22 protein-coding genes are annotated in these 23,957 nt (G+C 70.7%); 15 read left to right on the forward strand and 7 right to left on the reverse strand.

Annotated elements, in window-relative coordinates; all coding sequences use genetic code 11:
* The first annotated feature begins 12 nt into the window (after window positions 1-12).
* Window positions 13-1,371, forward strand: a complete 1,359-nt coding sequence (locus IOD14_RS03295) for a GH1 family beta-glucosidase (RefSeq protein ID WP_212669612.1) — start codon at window positions 13-15, stop codon at window positions 1,369-1,371.
* Window positions 1,372-1,437: 66 nt separating this feature from the next.
* Here IOD14_RS03295 and IOD14_RS03300 read toward each other — a convergent pair whose 3' ends face one another.
* Window positions 1,438-2,085, reverse strand: coding sequence for a hypothetical protein (locus IOD14_RS03300; protein ID WP_174269201.1), 648 nt, complete (start codon window positions 2,083-2,085; stop codon window positions 1,438-1,440).
* Between the two features lie 302 nt (window positions 2,086-2,387).
* Between IOD14_RS03300 and hemL the strand changes: the two genes are divergently transcribed.
* The 7 genes from hemL to ccsB all read left to right on the forward strand — a co-directional run bounded on the left by hemL (window position 2,388) and on the right by ccsB (window position 10,154).
* Window positions 2,388-3,707: a glutamate-1-semialdehyde 2,1-aminomutase gene (gene hemL / locus IOD14_RS03305; protein WP_212669613.1), complete on the forward strand. Its 1,320-nt coding sequence runs from the start codon at window positions 2,388-2,390 to the stop codon at window positions 3,705-3,707.
* Window positions 3,704-4,393 (forward strand): histidine phosphatase family protein, encoded by a 690-nt coding sequence (locus tag IOD14_RS03310; protein WP_123990966.1) that lies wholly within the window; start codon window positions 3,704-3,706, stop codon window positions 4,391-4,393. The genes hemL and IOD14_RS03310 overlap by 4 nt, the downstream gene beginning before the upstream one ends.
* Before the next feature lie 187 nt (window positions 4,394-4,580).
* A complete protein-coding gene (locus IOD14_RS03315; protein WP_123990967.1) occupies window positions 4,581-5,852 on the forward strand; it encodes a hypothetical protein in 1,272 nt (423 codons plus the stop codon).
* Window positions 5,853-5,942: 90 nt separating this feature from the next.
* Complete coding sequence (locus IOD14_RS03320) at window positions 5,943-6,551, forward strand: TlpA disulfide reductase family protein (RefSeq protein WP_212669614.1); 609 nt, start codon at window positions 5,943-5,945, stop codon at window positions 6,549-6,551.
* A 1-nt stretch (window position 6,552) separates the two neighbouring features.
* The gene (locus tag IOD14_RS03325; protein ID WP_123990969.1) at window positions 6,553-7,326 is read left to right on the forward strand and encodes a cytochrome c biogenesis protein CcdA; all 774 of its coding nucleotides are present in this window, start codon (window positions 6,553-6,555) and stop codon (window positions 7,324-7,326) included.
* A 3-nt stretch (window positions 7,327-7,329) separates the two neighbouring features.
* Entirely contained in the window at window positions 7,330-9,060 is a 1,731-nt protein-coding gene (locus IOD14_RS03330; RefSeq protein ID WP_123990970.1) for a cytochrome c biogenesis protein ResB, read from the forward strand.
* The gene (gene ccsB / locus IOD14_RS03335) at window positions 9,057-10,154 is read left to right on the forward strand and encodes a c-type cytochrome biogenesis protein CcsB (RefSeq protein WP_123990971.1); all 1,098 of its coding nucleotides are present in this window, start codon (window positions 9,057-9,059) and stop codon (window positions 10,152-10,154) included. The genes IOD14_RS03330 and ccsB overlap by 4 nt, the downstream gene beginning before the upstream one ends.
* A gap of 70 nt (window positions 10,155-10,224) precedes the next feature.
* Here the strand turns inward: ccsB and IOD14_RS03340 are convergent, their stop codons facing one another.
* From IOD14_RS03340 to IOD14_RS03350, 3 genes are read right to left on the reverse strand one after another with little or no spacing between them, the layout of a single operon-like run.
* Window positions 10,225-10,605, reverse strand: a complete 381-nt coding sequence (locus IOD14_RS03340) for a hypothetical protein (protein WP_123990972.1) — start codon at window positions 10,603-10,605, stop codon at window positions 10,225-10,227.
* 47 nt (window positions 10,606-10,652) lie between these two features.
* Window positions 10,653-12,215 (reverse strand): ABC transporter substrate-binding protein, encoded by a 1,563-nt coding sequence (locus IOD14_RS03345; RefSeq protein ID WP_212669615.1) that lies wholly within the window; start codon window positions 12,213-12,215, stop codon window positions 10,653-10,655.
* Window positions 12,215-14,320, reverse strand: a complete 2,106-nt coding sequence (locus tag IOD14_RS03350) for a hypothetical protein (RefSeq protein WP_212673188.1) — start codon at window positions 14,318-14,320, stop codon at window positions 12,215-12,217. Before IOD14_RS03350 ends, IOD14_RS03345 begins: the two co-directional genes overlap by 1 nt.
* Window positions 14,321-14,541: 221 nt before the next feature.
* Here IOD14_RS03350 and IOD14_RS03355 point away from each other — a divergent pair, with 221 nt between their 5' ends.
* Window positions 14,542-15,441, forward strand: a complete 900-nt coding sequence (locus IOD14_RS03355) for a transglutaminase domain-containing protein (RefSeq protein ID WP_249125815.1) — start codon at window positions 14,542-14,544, stop codon at window positions 15,439-15,441.
* Here the strand turns inward: IOD14_RS03355 and IOD14_RS03360 are convergent.
* Window positions 15,438-16,751, reverse strand: coding sequence for a PucR family transcriptional regulator (locus IOD14_RS03360; protein WP_212669617.1), 1,314 nt, complete (start codon window positions 16,749-16,751; stop codon window positions 15,438-15,440). The genes IOD14_RS03355 and IOD14_RS03360 overlap by 4 nt on opposite strands.
* A gap of 93 nt (window positions 16,752-16,844) precedes the next feature.
* Here IOD14_RS03360 and IOD14_RS03365 point away from each other — a divergent pair, with 93 nt between their 5' ends.
* The 3 genes from IOD14_RS03365 (at window position 16,845) to IOD14_RS03375 (ending at window position 19,147) form a co-directional block, all read left to right on the forward strand.
* Window positions 16,845-17,294, forward strand: coding sequence for a nucleoside deaminase (locus IOD14_RS03365; RefSeq protein ID WP_174269202.1), 450 nt, complete (start codon window positions 16,845-16,847; stop codon window positions 17,292-17,294).
* A complete protein-coding gene (locus IOD14_RS03370; RefSeq protein ID WP_123990977.1) occupies window positions 17,287-18,261 on the forward strand; it encodes a 2-oxoglutarate and iron-dependent oxygenase domain-containing protein in 975 nt (324 codons plus the stop codon). Before IOD14_RS03365 ends, IOD14_RS03370 begins: the two co-directional genes overlap by 8 nt.
* Before the next feature lie 70 nt (window positions 18,262-18,331).
* Window positions 18,332-19,147, forward strand: coding sequence for a hypothetical protein (locus tag IOD14_RS03375; RefSeq protein ID WP_123990978.1), 816 nt, complete (start codon window positions 18,332-18,334; stop codon window positions 19,145-19,147).
* A 4-nt stretch (window positions 19,148-19,151) separates the two neighbouring features.
* Here IOD14_RS03375 and IOD14_RS03380 read toward each other — a convergent pair whose 3' ends face one another.
* Entirely contained in the window at window positions 19,152-20,543 is a 1,392-nt protein-coding gene (locus IOD14_RS03380; RefSeq protein WP_212669618.1) for a cytosine permease, read from the reverse strand.
* A gap of 81 nt (window positions 20,544-20,624) precedes the next feature.
* A complete protein-coding gene (locus IOD14_RS03385; RefSeq protein ID WP_123990980.1) occupies window positions 20,625-21,017 on the reverse strand; it encodes a PLD nuclease N-terminal domain-containing protein in 393 nt (130 codons plus the stop codon).
* An 86-nt stretch (window positions 21,018-21,103) separates the two neighbouring features.
* On the opposite strand from IOD14_RS03385, the gene IOD14_RS03390 reads away from it, so the two are divergent.
* Genes IOD14_RS03390 through mqnP form a run of 3 tightly spaced genes read left to right on the forward strand, consistent with a single transcriptional unit; the run spans window position 21,104 to window position 23,948 of the window.
* Window positions 21,104-22,561, forward strand: coding sequence for a menaquinone biosynthesis decarboxylase (locus tag IOD14_RS03390; protein WP_123990981.1), 1,458 nt, complete (start codon window positions 21,104-21,106; stop codon window positions 22,559-22,561).
* Window positions 22,558-23,028 (forward strand): hypothetical protein, encoded by a 471-nt coding sequence (locus IOD14_RS03395; RefSeq protein ID WP_123990982.1) that lies wholly within the window; start codon window positions 22,558-22,560, stop codon window positions 23,026-23,028. The genes IOD14_RS03390 and IOD14_RS03395 overlap by 4 nt, the downstream gene beginning before the upstream one ends.
* On the forward strand, window positions 23,028-23,948 hold the full coding sequence (gene mqnP, locus IOD14_RS03400; protein WP_212673189.1) for a menaquinone biosynthesis prenyltransferase MqnP: 921 nt from the start codon (window positions 23,028-23,030) through the stop codon (window positions 23,946-23,948). The genes IOD14_RS03395 and mqnP overlap by 1 nt, the downstream gene beginning before the upstream one ends.
* Window positions 23,949-23,957 lie beyond the last annotated feature (9 nt).

A 23,957-nucleotide genomic window follows, 5' to 3' on the forward strand; every position in this document is an offset into this window, starting at 1 on the left:
GAAAGGACTTTCGTGAGCATCGACCTCGCCGCACTCCCGCACGACTTCCTGTGGGGCACGGCCACGGCGGCCTACCAGATCGAGGGAGCCGTGTCGGAGGACGGCCGCTCGCCGTCGATCTGGGACACCTTCTCGCACACCCCCGGCAAGATCGCGGGCGGCGACACCGGCGACGTCGCCTGCGACCACTACCACCGCTGGCGCGAGGACATCGACCTGATGCGCCGGCTCGGCACCAACGCCTATCGGCTGTCCGTCGCCTGGCCGCGCGTGATCCCCGGGGGTGACGGGCCGGTCAACCCCAAGGGCCTCGACTTCTACGACGAGCTGATCGACGCCCTGCTGGCCGCCGGCATCACCCCGTCCGTCACCCTCTACCACTGGGACCTGCCCCAGGTGCTCCAGGACCGCGGCGGCTGGCCCGCGCGCGACACCGCGGAGCACTTCGCCGCGTACGCCTCGGTCGTGGCCGGGCGGCTGGGGGACCGGGTGCACCACTGGACCACCCTCAACGAACCGCTGTGCTCGGCGTGGATCGGCCACCTGGAAGGCACGATGGCCCCCGGCCTGACCGACCTCACGGCCGCCGTCCGCGCCTCCTACCACCTGCTCCTCGGTCACGGCCTGGCCGCGCGGGCGATCCGCGCCGCGTCCCCGTCCGCCCAGGTCGGCATCGTCACCAACCTCTCCACCGTCCACGCGGCCACCGACGCCCCGGAGGACCTCGACGCGGCCCGCCGCATGGACGGCCACACCAACCGCTGGTGGCTCGACCCGGTCCACGGCCGGGGCTTCCCGGCGGACATGCGCGAGGTCTACGGCGTCGAACTCCCGGAGAAGCCGGGCGACTCGGCGGTCATCGCCACACCCCTGGACTGGCTCGGCCTCAACTACTACATGCCGGTCACCGTCGCCGACGACCCCACGGGACCGGCCCCGCGAGCCCGCCAGGTCGCCCGCCCCGGGGTGCCGCGCACCGGCATGGACTGGGAGATCGACGCCAACGGCATCGAGACCCTCCTGCTCCGGCTCACGAACGAGTACGGCGCCCGCAGGCTCTACGTCACCGAGAACGGCTCCGCCTACCCCGACGTCGTACGCCCCGACGGGACGATCGACGACCCGGAACGCCAGGAGTACCTGATCGACCACCTGGCCGCCTGCGCGTCCGCCGCCCGCAAGGGCGCCCCCCTGGCCGGCTACTTCGCCTGGTCCCTGCTGGACAACTTCGAGTGGGCCTACGGCTACGACAAGCGCTTCGGCCTGGTCCATGTCGACTACGAGACCCAGCGGCGCACGATCAAGGGGACGGGACACCGGTACGCGGACATCATCCGGGCGCACACGGAGAAGGGCCGCAAGGCGGCCTGAGCGCTCCCCGGCACGGAAAAGGGCGGGGTCCTCGGACCCCGCCCACTGCTGTGCCGAAACCCCGGCTCACGGCCACACAAGGCAATAGGGCTGATGCCCCGCCTCATGCAGCCGATGGCTGAAGTCCTGCCACTCGTGCAGCAGTTGGTAGACGTTGAACGCGTCCCTCGGGCCGCCCCGGTCCGGGACCGTGGACCAGATGAACGCCGCCGCGCCGACCGCTTCCTCGCCTATCCCGCGCAGCGGGTCCACGACCGTCATGGGGAGCTTGACCACCGCGTAGTCGGGGTGCAGGACGACCAGTTCGAGCGGGGGGACCTTGTGGAGGGGGACGCCCTCGATGCCGGTGAGGACCATGGCCGCCATGGTCTCCGGCTTGATCTTGGTGAACATGCCGTTCATCCCGAGCTCGTCGCCGCCGAGTTCCTCGGGGCGCATCGAGATCGGGACGCGGGCCGCGGTCGCGCCGTCGGGCGCGCCGAAGTACTTGTACGTCACCCCCACCCGACCACCATTCCTGCTTCCCGCCCTCAACGGATCGATCCGACGTTCGATACGTCGTTCGTCGCGTTCCGACTCATCCGGGGTGCCCGAGGCACCGCGTCCCTGACGTGTCTCGGCCGCTTCCTCCGCCTCGCGCCGGTGCCTTCCCCGCCGGGCACGTCGAGGACCCAGGTCATCAGTCCCCTCGCCCAGTCCGCCACCGCGATGCATATCTCCACCCGACTGCTTTTCTAGGACGCGCAGGCCCCGCCGCGCAACCCGATCATCGTGTCAGTGACCTCCCCCACGGCCGCGCGCCGAAACGTGCGTTGAAACACCTGTCCGCAGGATCTTCGCAGCCCTTGAACAAACGGCTCCGTGCCATCGTCTCCGTGAGCTGTGTGTATCTGCATCCAGTTTCGCAGATCGTGGGAAGCCGGGGGCTTTCGAGGGCTGGCCTACCCTGAGGTGGTCACCGGCAACGGAGTCGAGAAAGCCGAACAAACCGGAGAAGGTCGGAGTAGTCGCAGGATATGAGTGAATTGCCCTATTCGTACGATGCGCCTGTCTCGCAGGCCCTGTTCGACCGCGCGTCCGCCGTCACACCCGGCGGCGTGAACTCCCCGGTCCGCGCCTTCCGTGCCGTGGGCGGCACCCCCCGCTTCATGGTGTCCGGCACCGGGCCCTATATGACGGACGCCGACGGGCGGGAGTACGTCGACCTCGTCTGCTCCTGGGGTCCCATGATCCTCGGGCACTCGCACCCCGAGGTGATCGCCGCCGTCCAGGAGGCGGTGTCGAAGGGCACCTCCTTCGGCACACCCGGTGAGGGCGAGGTCGCGCTCGCCGAGGAGATCGTGGCCCGCGTCGAGCCCGTCGACCAGGTGCGGCTCGTCTCCAGCGGGACCGAGGCCACCATGTCCGCGATCCGGCTGGCCCGCGGCTTCACCCGGCGCACCAAGGTCATCAAGTTCGCCGGGTGTTACCACGGTCACGTCGACTCGCTGCTGGCCGCGGCCGGAAGCGGCGTGGCCACCTTCGCGCTGCCCGACACCCCCGGCGTCACCGGTGCCCAGGCCGGCGACACCATCGTGCTGCCGTACAACGACCTCGAAGCCGTCCACGAGGCCTTCCACCGGCACCCCGGTGAGATCGCCTGTGTGATCACCGAGGCCTCGCCCGGCAACATGGGCGTCGTGCCGCCCCTGCCCGGGTTCAACCAGGGACTGAAGGACGCCTGCGCGCAGAACGGCGCCCTCTACATCTCCGACGAGGTGATGACCGGGTTCCGGACCAGCCGGGCCGGCTGGTACGGCATCGACGGCGTCCGGCCCGACCTCATGACCTTCGGGAAGGTCATGGGCGGCGGCTTCCCGGCCGCCGCCTTCGGGGGGCGCGCGGACGTCATGGCCCACCTCGCCCCCGCCGGGCCCGTCTACCAGGCCGGCACCCTCTCCGGGAACCCCGTCGCCACCGCCGCGGGGCTCGCCCAGCTGCGGCTGCTCGACGACGCCGTCTACACCAGGATCGACGCCGTCTCCGGGCAGATCCAGTCGCTGGTCTCCGAGGCACTCGGCAAGGAAGGCGTCGCGCACACCGTGCAGAACGCCTCCAACATGTTCTCGGTCTTCTTCACCGAGAGGCCGGTGCGCAACTACGAGGACGCCAGGACGCAGGAGTCCTTCCGGTTCACCGCGTTCTTCCACTCCCTTCTGGAGAACGGCGTCTACCTGCCGCCGTCCTCCTTCGAGTCGTGGTTCGTGTCCGCGGCCCACGACGAGCAGGCGGTTCAGCGGATCGCCGACGCCCTTCCGGCGGCGGCCCGAGCGGCGGCGGAGGCCACGGCAGCATGAGCACCTCGACCAACAGCGACATCACCGTCGTCCACCTGATGCGGCACGGCGAGGTCGCCAACCCCGACGGGGTGCTGTACGGCCGTCTCGCGGGCTATCACCTCTCCGAGCTCGGGCGGCAGATGGCCGACCGGGTCGCCGAGCACCTCGCCTCCCGGGACATCACCCACGTCGGCGCCTCCCCGCTGGAGCGCGCGCAGGAGACCGCCACGCCGATCGCCAAGGCGCACGGCCTCGACATCGCGACCGACGAGCGGCTCATCGAGGCCGAGAACGTCTTCCAGGGCAAGACCTTCGGCGTGGGCGACGGGGCGCTGAAGAACCCGGACAACTGGAAGCACCTCGTCAACCCCTTCAAGCCGTCGTGGGGCGAGCCGTACGTCGACCAGGTCGTCCGGATGAAGGGCGCGCTGGACGCGGCGCGGGACCGGGCGCGGGGGCATGAAGCCGTGCTCGTCAGTCACCAGCTGCCGATCTGGATCGTGCGGTCGTGGGTCGAGAAGCGGCGGCTGTGGCACGACCCGCGCAAGCGGCAGTGCACGCTCGCCTCGCTCACCTCGTTCACCTACCAGGGCGACCGGATCGTCTCCGTCGGCTACAGCGAGCCCGCGATCGATCTTGTGCCGGTTCATCTCCGGGCGGGCGCCAAGCCGGTGAAGGGCAAGAGCAAGGCTTTCGGGGCGTAGCGCTCCGCGGGAAACCGAGCAGGAAGGCGGTGGGGAGCTGCGGGCCCGTCGTGGCTGGTCGCGCAGTTCCCCGCGCCCCTGTGGGGCGCGCTTCTGTTACTGAATCCGGAAATAGTGCCGGAACCTTCCCCCCTCCTCGTCTCCTCTGACTGGGTGACCACCAGAGAACGTGACGAATCGGGGAAGCATGCACTCACTCACCCGAAGGGGAGCACTCGGGCTCGGCGCGGGTGCCGCGGCCGCCGTAGGACTGTCGGGGTGCGGAACCCTCACCGGGTCGGACGGCTCGGACGGGGTCACCCACGGCGCCGGCGCCACGCCCGGCAAGAAGCCGACCCCCACCGCCCGCCCCATCGGCGACGGCTCCACCTCCTTCACCGGCAAGCAGCCCCACCAGCCCGGCAGGCCCGTGCCGCTGGAGCCCGGTCAGACCCCGCCCCAGTTCGTCATCTTCTCCTGGGACGGCGCAGGCGAGGTCGGCAACGGCCTCTTCCCGCGCTTCCTCGACCTCGCCAAGCGGCACGACGCGCACATGACCTTCTTCCTCTCCGGGCTGTATCTGCTGCCCGAGTCGAAGAAGCGGCTCTACGACCCCCCGAACAACCCCCGGGGCGCCTCCGACATCGGCTACCTCACCGACGAGCACGTCAAGGCGACCCTGACGAACGTCCGGCGCGCCTGGCTCGAGGGGCACGAGATCGGCACCCACTTCAACGGCCACTTCTGCTCCGGCTACGGCACCGTCGGCAACTGGACGCCGGCGCAGTGGCGCTCGGAGATCCAGCAGGCGAAGGCCTTCGTCAAGGAGTGGCGCACCAACACCGGCTGGACCGACCTGCCGGCCCTGCCCTTCGACTACGACAAGGAACTCGTCGGCGGCCGCACTCCCTGCCTGCTCGGCCAGAACAACCTGCTGCCCACCGCCCGCGAGCTCGGCTGGCGCTACGACGCCTCCTCGCCCGGCGGCCGTCAGGTCTGGCCCGAGAAGAAGGACGGCATATGGGACCTGCCGCTTCAGCAGATACCTTTCCCCGGCCGCAGCTTCGAGGTCCTGTCCATGGACTACAACATGCTCGCCAACCAGTCGATCAACTCGACCAACGCGCCCGCCTACAACTACCCGGCCTGGCGCAAGCAGTCCGCCGGCGCCTACATCGACGGCTTCAGGCGGGCCTACGAGACAAACCGCGCCCCCTTCTTCGTCGGCAACCACTTCGAGCACTGGAACGGCGGCATCTACATGGACGCCGTCGAGCAGGCCTTCACGCACATAGCGCGGGAGAAGGAGAAGGGCGCGGACGTCCGCATGGTCTCCTTCCGGCAGTTCGTCGACTGGATGGACGTACAGAAGCCGGAGGTCCTCGCCAAGCTCCGTACGCTCGATGTCGGCCAGGCGCCCGTCGGTGGCTGGAACGGGTTCCTGAAGGACACCTCGGCCACCCCCTCGAACGCAGCCTGAACGGGCCGGTGACAAGCCGCCTGAAATGCGGGTTTCCGCCCACAAGGGGGGTGCCCGAGAGCCCCGGAACGGGCATGCGAAACTTTTCACATGAGTGCCGCCAGTCGTAGTCGCTCCCGAGTCCGAACCGTCCTGCTCAGCGCGGGTGCCGCAGCGGCGGCGCTGACCCTGTCCGCCTGCAGCTCCGGCGGCACCTCGGGCGGTGGCGGCGACACGAACTTCATCATGGGCGCGGACGGCATCTCCACCGCCAAGCAGGGCGACCGGGGCACCGCCCCCGACTTGTCCGGCAAGACCGTCGACGGGGGACAGCTCGACGTCGCCGACTACAAGGGCAAGGTCGTCGTCCTCAACATGTGGGGCTCCTGGTGCGCCCCGTGCCGGGCGGAGGCGCCCAACCTGGAAGCGGTCTACAAGAAGCTCAAGGACCAGGACGTGCAGTTCGTCGGGGTCAACACCCGCGACACCAGCGTCCAGAACGCCCGCGCCTTCGAGAAGGACATGGGCATCACCTTCCCCAGCCTGTACGACCCGACGGGCAAGCTGATGCTCCGCTTCGCCAAGGGCACCCTCAACCCGCAGGCCGTGCCCTCCACGCTCGTCATCGACCGGGACGGGAAGATCGCCGCCCGCTCACTGGCCGCGCTGAGCGAGAGCAAGCTGCGCACGATGATCGACCCGGTCCTCGCGGAGAAGTGACGTGACCGCAGTCGTCACGCTCGCCGCCGAGACGGGCTACAACGGCACCGTCCTCAACGGCGCGCTCCTGCTCGCCCTGCCCATCGCGGTCCTCGGCGGCCTCGTCTCGTTCTTCTCGCCCTGCGTCCTGCCGCTGGTCCCCGGTTACCTGTCCTACGTGACCGGAGTCACCGGCACCGACCTGGCCGAGGCGCGGCGCGGCCGGATGGTCGCCGGCGCCTCCCTGTTCGTGCTCGGCTTCACCGCGGTGTTCGTCTCCAGCGGGGCGCTGTTCGGCTACTTCGGGCAGACGCTCCAGGAGAACCAGAGCGTGCTGTCCAAGGTGCTGGGCGTGCTCATGATCCTCATGGGCGTCTTCTTCATGGGCCTGATGCCCTGGATGACCCAGCGGGAGTTCCGCTTCCACAACAAGCCCACGATGGGCCTGCTCGGCGCCCCGCTGCTCGGCGCGCTGTTCGGCATCGGCTGGACCCCCTGCATCGGCCCGACCCTCGCCTCGGTGATCGCCCTCTCCTCCCAGCAGGGCAGCGCGGGCCGCGGTGCCATACTGACCGTCGCCTACTGCCTCGGCCTCGGCGTGCCCTTCGTGCTCGCCGCGGTCGCCTTCCGCAAGGCGCTCGGCGCCTTCGGCTGGGTCAAGCGCCACTACGCCTGGGTCATGCGCATCGGCGGCACCATGATGATCGTGACCGGACTGCTGCTGCTGACGGGCGCGTGGGACCGCCTTGTGCAGGACATCCAGTCCTGGTCCGCCGGCTTCACTGTGGGGATCTGATCCATGAGCAAGACCACGCCCGCCGCCTCCGACGCCTCCGGCGCCGCGGACGCCTCCGCCGGCGACCAGGATCTCGGCGCCGCCGGCTCCCAGCTGTCCACCGCGCCGGTCGAGGGCCCGCCCAACCTTCCCTCGCTGGGGGTGATCGGCTGGGCCCGCTGGTTCTGGCGCCAGCTGACCTCCATGCGGGTCGCGCTGCTGCTGCTCCTGCTGGTGGCGCTCGGCGCGATCCCCGGCTCGCTGATCCCGCAGACCGGGACCGACGCCACGAAGGTCGCCGACTTCGTCAAGAACAACCCCACCCTCGGGGACGTCTACGACAAGCTCGGCCTCTTCCACGTCTACAGCTCGGTGTGGTTCTCCGCGATCTACATCCTGCTGTTCGTCTCCCTCATCGGCTGCATCGTGCCCCGCACCTGGCAGTTCGTGGGCCAGCTGCGCAGCCGTCCGCCGGGCGCCCCGAAGCGGCTGACCCGGCTGCCCGCCTACACCACCTGGCGCACCACGGCCGAGCCCGAGCAGGTCCGCGAGGCCGCGCTCGCCCTGCTGCGGAAGAAGCGCTTCCGCGCCCACCTCACCGGGGACAACGTCGCCGGCGAGAAGGGCTATCTGCGCGAGGTCGGCAACCTCGCCTTCCACATCGCGCTGATCGTGATGCTGACCGCCTTCGCCTGGGGGCAGCTCTTCAAGTCCGAGGGCAACAAGCTCGTCGTCGAGGGCGACGGCTTCTCCAACACCCTCACCCAGTACGACGACTTCAAGTCCGGGAACCTCTTCGACACCGGCGATCTGGTGCCGCTCAGCTTCACGCTGAACAAGTTCACCGGCACCTACGAGACCAGCGGCCCCAACAAGGGCACTCCGCGCCTCTACCAGGCCGCCATCACCTACAGCGAGGGCGCCTACGGCAAGGACCACAAGACCCTCGTCAAGGTCAACGAGCCGCTGGAGATCGGCGACGCGAAGGTCTACCTCACGGCCCACGGCTACGCCCCCCTCATCACGGTCCGGGACGGCAAGGGCAACGTCGTCTTCCACGACGCGGTCGCGATGCTGCCGCTCGACTCCAACGTCACCTCCACCGGTGTCATCAAGGTCCTCGACGGCTACAAGAACGCCAAGGGCGTCAGCGAGCAGCTGGGCATCTCGGCCTTCTTCCTGCCGACCTACACCGTCGGCAGCGAGACGGCCTCCACCTTCCCCGCGCTCAACAACCCGGTGCTCAACCTCACGCCGTACCACGGTGACCTCGGCGTCGACTCGGGCATCCCGCAGAGCGTGTACCAGCTCGACAAGTCGCATGTGAAGGACTTCAAGGACGCCAAGGGCAAGGAGCTCAGGGAGAACCTGAAGCCGGGCGAGACCATGAAGCTCCCGAACGGCGCCGGTTCGGTCACCTACGAGGGCACCAAGCAGTGGGCGAACTTCCAGGTCGTCCAGCAGCCCGCCAGTGGCTGGGCCCTCGCCGGCGCCCTCACCGCGATCTTCGGCCTCGCCGCGTCCCTGTTCATCCAGCGCCGCCGGGTGTGGGTACGGGCGGTGCGCGGCGCCGACGGGATCACGGTCGTGGAGATGGCCGGCCTGGGCCGCAGCGAATCGGCGAAGGTGCCGGAGGAGCTGGGCGAACTGGCAGGGATCCTGTACGACCAGACCCCGGCCGAGTCGACCGAGGACACCACCCCGCACCCCACCCCCGAACCCCAAGAAGCACCCTCCGAAGGGGCTGAGAAGTGACTCTCGCCGCCGCAACCGAGTTGGCCACCGCGACCAACGAGCACCTCGCCAACATCAGCAACACGCTGATCTACTCGTCGATGGCCGTCTACACCCTGGCCTTCTTCGCATACATCGCCGAATGGCTCTTCGGCAGCCGCAGCAAGGTCGGCCGCACCGCCGCCGCGCTCACGGCCGACACCAAGAAGGCGAACGCCCCGGCCGTCACCGTGAACCAGGGCGGCAGCACCGCCGTACTGGAGCGGCCGCAGGTCGTGGTGCGGTCGGCAGCGGGCGCGCGCGACGTGCCCGACGGACCCGGGGCGCACGGCGGGGACGAGCAGGGCGACCTCTACGGGCGTATCGCCATCTCCCTGACGGTGCTCGCCTTCCTGGTCGAGCTCGCCGGGGTCATCGCCCGCGCGGCCTCGGTGGAGCGGGCGCCCTGGGGCAACATGTACGAGTTCAACATCACCTTCTCCACGGTGGCCGTCGCCGTGTACCTGGGGCTGCTGGCCCTGAAGAAGAACGTGCGCTGGCTCGGGCTGTTCCTGGTGACCACGGTCCTCCTCGATCTCGGCCTCGCCGTCACCGTCCTGTACACCGCCAGCGACCAGTTGGTTCCCGCCCTCCATTCGTACTGGCTGTACATCCACGTCTCCACCGCGATCTTCTGCGGCGCGGTGTTCTACGTGGGCGCGGTCGCCACGATCCTGTACCTCTTCAAGGACAGCTACGAGAACAAGATCGCGTCCGGCGGCACCCCCGGCAGGTTCGCGAACTCCGTCCTCGACCGGCTGCCGGCCTCCGCGAGCCTCGACAAGTTCGCCTACCGCGTCAACGCGGCCGTCTTCCCGCTGTGGACGTTCACGATCATCGCGGGCGCCATCTGGGCCGGTGACGCGTGGGGCCGCTACTGGGGCTGGGACCCCAAGGAGACCTGGTCGTTCATCACCTGGGTCGCCTACGCCTGCTACCTGCACGCCCGCGCCACCGCCGGCTGGAAGGGCCGCAAGGCCGCCTACCTGGCGATGCTCGCCTTCGGCTGCTGGCTGTTCAACTACTACGGCGTCAACATCTTCGTCTCCGGCAAGCACTCCTACGCGGGCGTGTAGCGGAGCGACACGGACGGAAGGGCCCCGGTTCGGGGCCCTTCTCTTCTCTCTGGAAGTGCACCTTCTCTTTCTAGAAGTGCACCTCCGCGCACGCGCGGCCGCGGGACTCCAGGCCGGTGCTCGTGTGCTCCCAGCCCTCCGCGCACAGCACCGCGCCGTTGGGCAGGTCGCGGTGGACCGGCACGGTGAACTTCTGGTGGTAGCCCCAGAACTGCGTCGCGCTGTTGGTGTCGATCCCGCCGCCCCAGATGTGGAAGTGGCCGGAGAAGTCGCCGTTCCAGGTGGTCGCCGCCGCGACGGTCTCCACGCGCAGTCCGGCGCCGTCGACGATCACACAGGTGCGCTGGTTGCACCCGGTCGCCCCGGCGGAGGCGGCCGTGGCCCCCGAGATCGTCATCGCCAGGGCGCTCACCGCGCAGAGCGCCAGTCTCAAGAAGGTCTTGCTGTTCATGAGGGCGATCCTGGCAGTCACGGTGTGTGACCGGCCGGTACGACGCGCTACGACGGGGGCAGGCATTCCTTCGCCGGCGGCTTCCCCTCCGGCCAGGCGATCCGCACGAAGCGGGCGGTGCCCTGCGGGGTCAGTTCCACGATCGGTACGGCCTTGTCGTACGGGTTGCCGTGGTTGTCGAGGCAGATCCAGCCGCTCGCGCCGTTGACCCGCTGCTGGGTGCCCTTGATGAGCCGCCACTCGTTGCGGACCTCTTCGAGGGTGGGGATGTCCTTGGGGCCCTTGGCGAACCGGATGCCCTGGTACGTCAGCCGCATCGCGTCGTAGGCGATGATCAGCTGGCCGTCCTCCAGGTCGACGTCGCCGATGGGGCCCACCTTGTCGCCCTGGCCCGCCGCCACCAGCTCCTGGAGGACCTTGGCGTCCGCCGTCGAACCCCCGGTCGCGGGCGGGGAGTCGGTCCAGGCGTCCGGGTGGGCCAGCGCGGTGTAGCGGACGGTGAGGTTGCGGTTCAGGGCGTCCCGGTTCAGGTCCTTGTCGCCGGTGAGGTAGGACGCCTCGTCGCCGGTGAGCAGGGTGAACCTCCGCTTCTGGCAGCCGCGTTCGCCGAGCGCGTTGATGAACTGGCGCAGCTGGGTGTGGCGTCCGGCGAACAGGATGGTGTCGGTGCCGGCATCCGTGTCGCAGACCAGGTGGGTGATCTGCTCGAAGTCGTTGGCGGTACTGCCCTCCAGGCTGCGGTCGTCGGGCGGGTTGAACGACCAGGGGGCGTACGGCGAGCCCTTGAGCAGCTTCTCGAAGGAGCGCTGGAGGGTCAGCGAGTAGGGGTCGCCGTCGTCCCGGTCGTCCGCCTTCTGGTCGTAGACGAGGACCGCCTTGTCGGCCGCGACCTTGGCGAAGGAGGTGAGCGCGCGGGCCTCGTCGGTGTTGGTGGGGGCGACCCGGGCGAGGCCGGGGAAGGGGTCCTTGCCGTTCTGCCCGTTGGCGAGGTTGTCGGCGGTGATGGAGGTGCCGATCACCGCGATCCCACGGGCGGTGAGCGCGGCGACGGCCCGCTTGTTGTTGGCGGTGCTCAGCCCGACCCCGGCGACCGCCCGCAGCCTGTCCTTCCCGCCGGTCATGCCCTCCAGCTGCTCGACGGTGTGCTCCCAGTGGGCGCCGGTGGCACCGGGGTTGGCGAGCACCAGCCGGATCGCCGGGACGGTCCCGTTGGACTGGTGGTTGGCCTGGTACTGCGCGAGATACGCGCCCTGGAGCTCGTGCAGGACGTCCCCGAGGTTGTCGGCGTCGGTCGCGGTGAAGGGCTCGAGGAGGGCGACGGTGACGTACGGGCCCTTGATGGACCGGTTCTCCCGGTCGATCGCCCGGACCACCGGCCGCAGCGGGGCCCGGCCCCAGTCGTAGCCGGTCGCCGAGACGCCGACGCACTCGTCGCTGCCCTCCGGTCTGACGACGCCGGCCGCACAGGAGCGGTCGTCGTGGGCGAGGGCGCGGACGGCGACGACCAGACCCGCCGTCACCACCACGCCGAGCACGATCGCGAGGTACCGGCGCAGCGGGATCTCCCACACGCCCTCCCGCAGCCAGGTACCGAAGCCTCTGCCGGCCATCACGCCTCCCCCTCGCCGTCGCCGCTGTCGTCGTCGTTGCCGTCCGGGACCCTGAGCGGGCGCCCCGCGAGGGCGTCCTCGGGCCAGTCCCGCGAGGCCCGCCACAGCAGGGCGTTGCCGGCCGGACGCAGGTTGGACAGCTGCTCCAGCTCGAAGCGCAGCCGGTCGCACACCCTCGGGTCGGGCAGCGCGAGCGGGTCGGTGAGCTGCCACACGGCGTGCAGCAGCCGGCGTATCCGCAGATGCAGTGCGGCGACCGCGTGGTCGACGGAGTCCGGCACCCGGTGCACGGCGTCGGTGTGGCCGAGCGCGATCGCCGCGCGCCGGTCGTCGCGGGCGGCGAAGTCGTGGCCCTCGGCGTCGTGGGCGTGGAAGTAGGGGGCCGAGGCGACGAAGCGCAGGGTGCGCAGCCAGATGCGGGTGTCCAGGCAGGTGAAGGTGTCGCGCAGATGGGCGACGGCCGACTCGGTGGTGCCCAGGGCGAGTTCGTGGTGCAGCCGGTAGCGGGCGTGGGCCTCGGCCGGGTCGGTGGGCGCGTAGTGCGCGATCAGCGTCTCGTGCGCCTCGCGCCAGCGCCCGTGGTCGGCGGAGCGGTGGTGCAGCCGGAGCAGCAGCAGCGTCCGCACGAAGGGGTCGCCGACGAACCGGCCCGGCACCTCCGGCAGCCCCTCCTGGACGAGCCGGGTCTGCAGGGCCCGTACGTCGGCCGGACCGAAGTCGTCGGGCAGGAGCGCCTCGGCGAGCGCGGTGGCGGAGTCGTGGTCGTGGGCGGCGGCCAGCACCGTCAGCTCCTCCAGCCGGTCGGCGGGCACGAGCCGGTCCAGGAGTTCGACGTAGGTGGGCCTGCCGTCGCGGTCCTCGTGCAGCCGTACGTCCGAGGTGAGCAGTTCACCGAGGGACGCCGTGCCGTTCTGTGCGGCGGACGCGGTGAGCAGGGTGATGCCGAGCGGGTTGCCGCCGGTCAACCGGTGGACGGCGTGCGGGAGCCCGGGCGGCACCCGGTGCTCGTCGACGATGTGCAGGGTGTCGTCGGCGGTCAGCGGCGGCAGGGAGACCAGCAGGGCCCGGGAGGAGGGGGACGCGGGGTCGGGCGTCCAGTCGGTGCGCCGGGCGAGTTCGGGCAGGGTGCGCCGTACGGCGTTGCGCAGGGCGGGGCGGCCGGAGCCGCGCAGCGCGGTGAGGAAGACGACATGGTCGGCGATGCCCTCGGAGCGGTCGCGCAGGACGGGGTCGGTGAGTCCGGGGCCGGGCGCGGACTGCGCGTTGTCGACGAGGACGAGGGGGCGGCCCAGGCGCTGCATGCGGGGCAGCACACCGGTGTAGGCGTCGGTGAGGTCGGCGAGCGACGCGCGGACCAGGTACCGCTCGGCGTGTTCGCGGGAGGTGCCGCCGGCCCTGAAGTGCCCGGACAGCAGCATGAGTCCGCGCCGGGCGTTGCGGCTCGCGTTGGGGTAGTCCCGCCACCAGGTCGCGGCGCGCTGCCGGCGGCGGTGGACGAAACTGTCGGAGATGGACTCCAGGGTCGCCTCGATGGCCGAGGACAGCAGTGGCCCGGTGCCGGTGGCGGCCGCGGTGACGTTGGCGGCGACCTTTCCGGCCCAGCGCCCCGCGAACCCGGCGATCCAGGAGCCGCTCTCGTTGAGCAGCAGGATCCGCTCGACCTCGCGCCTGATCCGCTCCGAGTCGGCGTCCCGCCACCCTCCGGCGGCGACCGCGACCAGGCCCGACATCAGCCGTGGGAAGGTGATCCGCCCCGCGCCGGTCACCGGCTCCGCGAGCTGCTCGGCGATCACCAGCAGGGCCTGCGACACCGGCGACCAGGACTCGGCGTCCCGTCCCGCGGGCGGTGCCGCGAACTCGGCGGCCTCGCAGTCGATCAGGGCGACCGGGGTGTGCCCCTTGTAGGCGTCCCGCGCTTCGCGGAGCAGGGCGCTCTTGCCCGTGCCGCGCGCGCCGGTGAGCACCACGAAGGGGAGTTCCTGCGGATGCTCGACCGCGATGGCCCGGTGCTGGTGCGGTCGCAGTCCCACGAGCCGGGGCGCGAGACCCGCCGGTTCCGTGTCGAACAGCGCCCCGCGCCCGTGCAGCTGTCTGTGCACCCGCATTCCCCCCATGCGCGCTGTGTATCAACCCCAGGGTAAGGAGGGGGAGTTGGTTCGGACTAGATCGCGTGGTGTCCGTTGGGTTACGAAAGTGTCGACATGGGGCCGTTCGAGAGTCCGCTCGTCGCCCACCTCCTGGACATTTCGCCGGGAATTTTGACACGGTGGGGTGCGCCGGCCCGCAATCGAACACGTGGTCGATGACGCCTTTCGGGAGGCCCTTCGTGTCCCTCTCCTTCTACGCCGAGCAGAGCGTGTTCTCCGACCCGGGTGAACTCGCCGCTCACTACGCCGGGTTGCCGCGTGATCCGGCTCGACTGGCGCGTGTCGTACGGGATGTGATGATCCATCGGCTGGAGGGCGACCTCTTCGGGCACACGCATCCGACCGACCGGCTCCACAACGACGCGGAGTCCCGCTACATCGACGACATCCTGCGGATCGTCGTCGACCGGAACGACGCCCCGCTGACCGTGCGGCGCGAGCCCGGCGACCGGTTCGTCGGGATCTGCCGCGACTTCACCCTGCTGCACGTCTCGCTCCTGCGCCATGCCGGCGTCCCGGCCCGGCTGCGGTCCGGGTTCGCCGACTACTTCGGGACGGACGGCTTCCACCACGACCACGTGGTCACCGAGTACTGGGACGGGGAACGCGGCTGGCTGCTGGCGGACGCACAGCTGGCCGACCCCGTGATCACCGCCGCCTGGCCGGTGGACTTCGACCCGATGGACGTCCCCCGGTCACGTTTCCTCGTCGCCGGCGAGGCATGGCGGGCGATCCGGGAGGAAGGGGCGGACGAGGCGGCCTTCGGGCTGCATCCGCCCACGGAGGGACCGTTCTTCGGGGAGCGGTTCGTGGCGGGGAACATCCGGCTCGACCTCGCCGCCCTGAACAAGGTGGAGACCCTGCTGTGGGACGTGTGGGGTGCGGACGACGGGGAGCCGGGGACGCCGTTGCCGCCGAGCGCACGGGAGTTGTACGACCGGGTGGCGCCCGTGGTGAGCGGGGAGGTGTCCTTCGAGGCCGTGCGGAAGGTGTTCGCTGAGGAGGACGGGCTGCGGACACCGTCCACGGTGACGTGTTACGCGCCATTCAACGGGACGAGTCCGGTGACATTGCGCTAGGCGGTTCGCGGGTAGGCCGGGTGCGGGAGCGCGGTGGCCGGTCGTTCCCGCGCGGCGGAGTCGTACGGGTGACGGTCCCGCGCCCCCGCGGGGCCCTGCACGACCCGGTGCGCGCAGGTTGCCGTCAGCAGCTCGCCCAGCAGGTCCGGATCGTCTATGTCCAGGCCCAGCAAGGACTCGATGCGCTCCAGGCGCTGGTACAGCGACTGGCGGCCGATGTGGAGCAGGGCGGCCGTGCGGGTCGGGGAGCAGCCGTTTCGCAAGTGGGTCTCCAGGGTGCGGACCAGCTCGCTGGAGTGGGACGCCTCCCAGGTCAGCAACGGGCCCAGGGTGTGCTGGACCAGGGCCGCGAGGCGGTCCCGGTTGGCGTCCACCCCACCCCGGGTCAGCTCCCGCTCCAGCGCCAGGGCCCTGGACGACGTCACCAACGGGCCCTGTGGACCGGCCGGTTCGGCCGCCGGCACGGTCAGCGCCAGTTCCAGCGTCGTCCGGGCCGCCCGCAGCGTGTCGCTCCAGCGCAGCCAGCCGTCGCTCCCGCTCACCGCGTGGCCCACGGCGACCGTGAGTCCGGGGGACGCCGTCGTGCGGAAGGCCTCCTGGACGGCCTTCACCGGGTCACCGGTGCGCCCTCCGGGCAGGGACAGCAGGGCCAGGACGTCCCCGGGGAACGCGGCCCGCAGCACCCCCGCCCCGCCCAGCGGCCGCAGCACGCGGTCGACCGCGCTCACCTCCCGCGTGCCGTGCAGGGACACCCCGATCAGACGAGCGCCGGGGCCGGGGTGGAAGCCCGCGAGCGCCGCCCGCGCCTCCACCTCCGGCTGGTTCAGCGCCGCCCGGTCGGCGAGGTCGGCGAGCAGGGCCGCCGTGTGGTCGTCACCCCACGGCCGTACCACCGAACGGCCCGACAGCCCACGGGCCACGATCGCCCGGTTGGCGGCCTCCGTGATCCGTACGAAGGGCACGACCCGGTGCATCGCCAGCAGCGGCAGCCCACGGCGGCGGGCCTCGTCGACCACCTCGGCGGGCATGACCGGCAGGGACCGGCCGACCTCCACGGCCAGCCCGGCGGCGCCCCGGGCGGCCAGCTCCCGGACGTAACGCCGGCGGGTCTCCTCGTCCGGGTCGGTCAGCCCGAAACCGTTGGTGAGCAGGAGCTCGCCCCCGTCCAGGAAGTTCGCGCCCTCGTACACCTCGCTGGAATGGACCCAGCGGACCGGACGGTCCAGGGCGGTGTGTCCGGCCAGCAGCTCGGGCTCGGCAGCGCGCACGGGATCGAGGGCGAGGATCTCGCGAAGGGTGAGTGCGGGCATGCGCGCCTCCCGACAGTTCGTCCGGCTGTGGGCTGCCGGGAGAGTACTTTCCGCACGTTGCCCTCGTGTTTCGGCCACAGGAGAGTGAGAGACATGGATCAGGCACAGGCACACCGGTGGCTCGCCACCGCCGTCGAGGAGGCCCGCACCGGGCTCGCCGCGGGTGGCATCCCCATCGGGGCAGCGCTCTACGGCGCCGACGGCACCCTGCTCGGGCGCGGCCACAACCGGCGCGTCCAGGACGACGACCCCTCCATGCACGCGGAGACGGCCGCCTTCCGGGCGGCGGGGCGGCAGCGGTCGTACCGGGGTACGACCATGGTGACCACGCTCTCCCCGTGCTGGTACTGCTCGGGCCTGGTCCGCCAGTTCGGCATCTCGCGCGTGGTGATCGGTGAGGCCGCCACCTTCCACGGCGGCCACGACTGGCTGGCCGAGCACGGTGTGGAGATCGTGCTGCTCGACGACCCCGAGTGCGTCCGGATGATGACCGACTTCATCGAGAAGAACCCGGCACTGTGGAATGAGGACATCGGTGAGTGACACCCCCCAGCCCCGTATTCCGACCATCGACCTCGGGCCCTGGCTCTCCGGGGACCCCGACGCCCGCGCCGCCGTCGCCCGCACGCTCGACGAGGCCCTGCAGACCGCGGGGTTCTTCCTGGTCACCGGGCACGGTGTCGACCCCGCCCTGCGCGCGGGCATCCGGGAGGCGGCGCGGACCTTCTTCCGGCTGCCCGCGGAGACGAAGCGGGCCTACGAGGCGAAGGTCGGCGGCCGCGGCTGGCTGGGACCCGGCGCCGAGGCCAACGGCTACTCGGAGGGCACCGAGACCCCGCCCGACCTGAAGGAGTCGCTGACCTTCGCCACCCACGAGCCCTTCGAGGACCCGGTCGTCAACGCCGAGTGGTACGCACCGAACGTCTGGCCCGCCGAGGTGCCGGAGCTCAGGACGCTGTGCGAGGAGTACCTGGCGCGGATGGGCGAGCTGGAGAAGCGGCTGCTCTCCCTGCTCGGTACGGCCCTGGGGCTCGAGGACGACTTCTTCTCCCGGCACATGGATCATCCGACGTACGGCTTCAACATCAACTGGTATCCGGGGACCGAGGTGACCGGCGAGCCGCAACCCGGCCAGTTCCGCATCGGCCCGCACACCGACTTCGGCACGGTCACGATCCTCGACCGGCAGGCCGGCAAGGGCGGGCTCCAGGTCTTCACGGACGAGGGCGGCTGGGAGGACGCCCCCTTCGACCCCGCGGCCTTCACCATCAACATCGGTGACCTGATGGCCCGTTGGACCGGTGACCGCTGGCGGTCCGGACGGCACCGGGTGCTGCCGCCGCCGGCGGACGAGCCCGCCGAGGAACTGATGTCCCTGGTCTACTTCGGCGAGTGCACGCCCGGCACGACCGTCGAGTCCGTCCCGGCACCGGTCGGGCGGGTGGCGTACGAACCCGTCGACTCCCACGTGTACCTGAGGGCCAAGCTGGACTCGATCACGGTCGGCTGAGAAGGGCACGCGCACGGGGGATACAGTGCGACGGCCTTCCTTCCGGGGGCGGTTCGGAGCTGGGGGAGACATGAGCAAGCGCAGCGTCCTGCGGGGGCTGTCGTATCCGGTGACGGCGCTGGTCGCCGGGGCCGCGGGAGTGGGCGGCACCCTGGGACACCAGTGGCTCACCGCCCCGGACACCTCGGCCGTCGACGCGCAGGCCGCCGCGATCGTCCAGGACCTGCGCAAGGACCTCAACGCGGGCTTCTACTCGGCGGGCGGCGGCACCTACGGCGGGCCCTTCACCGAGGGCACGCTCGTCGCCCGGGTCGAGGCGCACGGCGGGGCGCTGTTGAGCGTCCGGTCCGCGGGCCTGAACCACACGGCCGAGGTGATGCTCGGCCTCGAACCGCCCACCGGGGCAGCCGTCGACGCCGACGCCTACCCCGTCCGCTGCTACCGCATCTCCTTCGCCCGCGGCACCCACAGCGTGCGGGACACCGGCATCACCTGCCCGACCGGCCGGACCGACGGCGAACCCGGCAGTCTCGCCGCCCAGTTGGGCGGACTGCTCGCCCGGCAGCCCGACACCGCGAGCGACTACCGCGCGATGTCGGTCTCCGGCTACGACCACACCGCCGCGGGTGCCACGCGGTTCCTGCACGACAAGCGCCTGGTCGCCGCCAAGGACACGGTGACCGACGTCTCCGGCGAGGCCGCGGGCGACGGCGTGTACGCCGCCGCCCTGCGCGTCAACGGCGTCTGCCACTACCTGCGCATGTCCGCCGACGCCGACCTGATCCCCCTGTGGACCGCCCCGGCCGCCGAACAGAAATCCTGCACGGCCCGACAGGCGGTCACCGCCTCGGAGTTGTACGGGAGCGACCCGGCGAAGGAGGGCTGACCCCTCACTCCACCGGAGACCGCCTGCGCAGCGCCGCGTACAGCACCGCGCTCACCGCGAAGCCGACCACGGGGGTGATGTCGCCGAACGACGGCCAGTGCTCCGGCACATAGCCCACGTAGTCCTCCTGGTTGGAGAAGAGCGGCACGGACACCGCGACGCCGATCAACAGGGCTGCCAGTCCCGGCAGGTTGGTGAACGTGCGGTCGGTCAGAAGGGCCGCCGACCGCTCCTGAGGCACGCTCCTCCGCAGCCACCGCTCCACCAGGACGACACCCAGCCAGGGCGCCACCCAGTACGCGATCACCAGCAGGAACGCCTCGTAGGCCGCCCCCGCGTCGGAGAGCGAGGCCCACGCCGCCGCCGTGCCCGCGACCCCTGACACCACGACCAGCACGCTCCGGCTCAGCCAGGCGGGCAGGTTCAGGCCGAAGGAGGCGATGGAGATCGCGCCGGAGTACACGTTGAGGGCGTTGGCCGAGACCGCTCCCAGGATGATCGCGATCAGGACCAGGTCGCCCAGCCATCCGGGGAGGTGGCCGGTGAAGGCCGCCGTCGGGGTCGCGTCCTTCGGGGCCACGATGGTCGCCGAGGCCGCGCCGATCACCGCGACCACTGTGACCGACAGGAACAGGCCGAGCGCCGGGTACAGGACCGTCCTGGCCCTGTTCGCCGTACGGGGGAGATAGCGCGAGTAGTCCGAGGCGTACGGGTTCCAGCCCGCCGCGTATCCCCAGGCCGCGCTGAACGCGAGCAGGAAACCGCCGATGCCGCCGCCCGTGCCGCCCCCGCCGAGGTCGGCGTCCTTGAAGGTCCACACCCCGGCCAGCAGGAAGATCACCGCGAGGGCGGGGAAGGCGTACTTCTCGAAGACGTGGACGAAGTTGTGGCCGATGAAGCCGATCAGGATCTCGGCGGCCACCACGAGGAGGAGGGACGGCAGCGGCCGCAGCCCGGTCAGCGTGTTGAGCGCGAAGGCCGCGCTGACGCTGTTCACCGCGAACCAGCCGACACCCGCCACCAGGCCGTTGGCCGCGGCGGGCAGGATGTTGCCGCGGTGCCCGAAGGAGAGGCGGCCGATCACCATCTGCGGCACCCCGAACCGGGGCCCGTCCAGGGACAGGACACCCTGGGTGATCGCGCCGAGGGCGGTGCCGAGCACGATCGCGGCCGTGGCCTGCCAGAAGCTCAGGCCGAAGAAGAGGACCGCGATCACCCCGATGAAGACCGTGGCGAACTCGATGTTGGGGGAGGCCCAGGTCCACAGCAGCTGGAGCGGGCCGCCGTGGCGTTCGGACTCGGGGATGGGTTCCGAGCCCGCCGCCTCGACGGCGATGACCTTGTCACCGTATGCGGGAGCGAGGGTGCCGGCGGAGTCGGCGGGAGCTGTCGTCATGCGAGGTAAGTGTCCGGTCCGTACCGGCCTGCGCCCAGGGGCGCATTGTCCGTTTCGGGGGGCCCGCCGACGTACACCTTGTCAGGAGGCGTCCTTGGGGTCCTCGCCGGCCTCGCGTCGCTTCAGCTCCTCCTCGCGGCGGCGCAGGTCGGCCTCCCAGTCCTTCAGCAGGGCCTCGTCCTTTTTGTTCTCGGCCTTGAGGGAGTTCAGGAACTCGGGGTTGTCGTCGGGGGCGACGTACTCCGTGCGGTGGTTGCGGTGCCACTCGGAGGGGGTGCGGCCGTTCGCCGGCGGGGTGCGCAGCTTGCCCGCGGCGAGCCAGGCGACCGGGCCGACGATCCAGAACAGCAGGATGATGAAGACCCAGGCGATCTTGGGGAGGTGCTTCGCCTCGTCCTCGGGGGTGTTGAGGCAGTCGATGAACGCGTAGATCGTCAGCGCCAGCGGGATCAGGTACATCAGCAGCCGGAACATGCGGTTTGGCCCCCAGGGAACGTTGTGTGGAGCCTGTGACAGGCCCCTGACGGGCTCAGGGTAGCGGCTCGGGGATACTGGACCCCATGGCTTACGACGATCTTCGCTCCCTGCTCAGGGCACTGGAACGCGAGGGAGACCTCAAGCGGATCAAGGCCGAGGTCGACCCGTATCTCGAGGTCGGGGAGATCGTCGACCGGGTGCAGAAGGCGGGCGGTCCCGCGCTGCTCTTCGAGAACGTCCGCGGGTCCGCGATGCCGCTCGCCATGAACGTCTTCGGGACCGACCGGCGACTGCTCAAGGCCCTGGGCCTGAAGTCGTACGGCGAGATCTCCGAGAAGATCGGCGGGCTGCTGCGTCCCGAGCTGCCGCACGGCTTCGTGGGTGTGCGCGAGGCGTTCGGGAAGCTCGGCGCGATGACGCACGTGCCGCCGAAGAAGGTGAAGTCCGGGGACGCCCCCGTCCAGGAGGTCGTCCTCACCGGGGACGACGTCGATCTGGACCAGCTCCCGGCCCTGTTCACCTGGCCGCAGGACGGCGGGTCCTTCTTCAACCTGGGCCTGACCCACACCAAGGACCCGGAGTCCGGGATCCGCAACCTCGGTCTGTACCGCCTCCAGCGCCACGACAAGCGCACGATCGGCATGCACTGGCAGATCCACAAGGACAGCCGCAACCACTACCAGGTCGCCGCCCGGCGTGGTGAGCGCCTCCCGGTCGCGATCGCCTTCGGCTGCCCGCCCGCGGTCACCTACGCCTCCACGGCCCCGCTCCCCGGCGACATCGACGAGTACCTCTTCGCCGGGTTCATCGCGGGCAAGCGGATCGAGATGGTGGACTGCAAGACGGTCCCGCTCCAGGTCCCGGCGCAGGCCGAGGTGGTCATCGAGGGCTGGCTGGAGCCCGGGGAGATGCTGCCGGAGGGGCCCTTCGGGGACCACACCGGCTTCTACACCCCGCAGGAGCCGTTCCCGGCGCTGAAGATCGACTGCGTGACCATGCGGAAGCGGCCGCTGCTCCAGTCAATCGTCGTGGGCCGCCCCCCGACGGAGGACGGTCCGCTGGGCCGTGCGACGGAGCGCTTCTTCCTCCCCCTGCTGAAGATCATCGTCCCCGACATCGTGGACTACCACCTGCCCGAGGCGGGCGGCTTCCACAACTGCGCGATCGTCTCGATCGACAAGAAGTACCCGAAGCACGCGCAGAAGGTGATGCACGCGGTGTGGGGGGCACACATGATGTCGCTGACCAAACTGATCGTGGTCGTCGACGCCGACTGCGACGTCCACGATCTGCACGAGGTCGCCTGGCGGGCACTGGGCAACACGGACTACGCCCGTGACCTCTCGGTCGTCGAGGGACCGGTCGATCACCTCGACCATGCCTCCTACCAGCAGTTCTGGGGCGGCAAGGCGGGTATCGACGCGACGAAGAAGTGGCCCGAGGAGGGCTACACACGGGACGGCGGCTGGCCCGACATGGTGCTGTCCGACCCGGAGACGGCGGCGAAGGTCGACCGCCGGTGGAAGGAGTACGGACTGTGAGCCCCATCGCCGTGGGCGGCCCGGCCCTGTTCGTCGGCACCGACACCGACTACGTGGCGCTGGTGCGGCCCGCTCTGGATCCGGCCGACCCGGGCGTCCGCCGGGCCGCCGAACAGGCGGGCGTCACACCGGAGGAGCTCGTCGGCCCCGGTGACACCTGGGCGGTTCTCTACGAGCACGGCGGCGACGGCGACGGCTTCGAGCTGCCCGGGGTGCGCGACGCGGAACCCGCCGACTTCGCGGAGCGGCTGCGCGCGGGACTCGCCGCGGCGGACGGTCCGTTCACGGTCGACGGCGGAGCGGCGCTGCGACTGGACGCCTCTCCGGCCGGCCCGGACGGATACGCCTTCACCGCGCACGTGACCCCGCCCGACGACTCCGGGAAACCGGTGACCGTGGAGACGGGACCGCTGCCCTCCGCCGCACTCCTGACCGACCTCGACGCCTTCCTCGGGAGCCTCGCATGATGACCACCGCCGACGGGGTCGTGGGCCCGGGCCCGGCGTCGCAGCCGACCGGGAAGGTGAAGGGCTTCCTGCGCCTCGTGATGATCGAGCACTCGGTCTTCGCGCTGCCCTTCGCCTACATCGCCGCGCTGACCGCGATGTACGAGTGGGACAAGAACATCCACTGGGGGCGGCTGCTCCTGGTGACGATCTGCATGGTGGGACTGCGGACCTTCGCGATGGCGGTCAACCGGATCATCGACCGGGAGATCGACGCGCGGAACCCCCGGACGGCGCAGCGGGAGCTCGTCACCGGGGCGATGTCGGTGAAGCACGCCTGGACCGGGGCGCTGGTCGCCGTCGTGGTCTTCCTCGGCTCGGCGGCGCTGCTGAACCCGCTGTGCCTGGCGCTGGCTCCCGTCGCGGTGATCCCGATGGTGGTCTACCCGTACGGCAAGCGGTTCACGAACTTCCCGCAGGCCATCCTCGGCCTCGCCCAGGCCATGGGGCCGGTGGGCGGCTGGCTCGCGATCACCGGGGAGTGGTCCTGGGACGCGGTGATCCTCGGTCTCGCCGTCGGCATCTGGATCGGCGGGTTCGACCTGATCTACGCCTGCCAGGACGTGGAGACGGACCGGAAGATCGGCGTGATGTCGGTACCGGCTCGCTTCGGGATCCCGGCGGCGATTTGGGGGGCGCGGGTCTGTCACTTCCTGACCACGTCGCTCCTCGTCTGGTACGCCGTCGCCACCGAGGCCGGTGGGTTCTTCTGGGTGGGCCTGATGATCGTCGCGGGTGCGTTCGTGTACGAGCACTCGATCGTGCGGCCGCATGACCTGTCCCGGCTGAACCGGGCGTTCTTCAGCGTCAACGGGTTCATCGGCATTGCCCTGTTCGTGTGCGCCTTGCTGGATCTGCTGGTGCGGGGACTGACGGTCTGACACGGCCCC

Origin of the sequence: Streptomyces sp. A2-16 (assembly GCF_018128905.1) — a bacterium.
Taxonomy (GTDB): Bacteria; Actinomycetota; Actinomycetes; order Streptomycetales; family Streptomycetaceae; genus Streptomyces.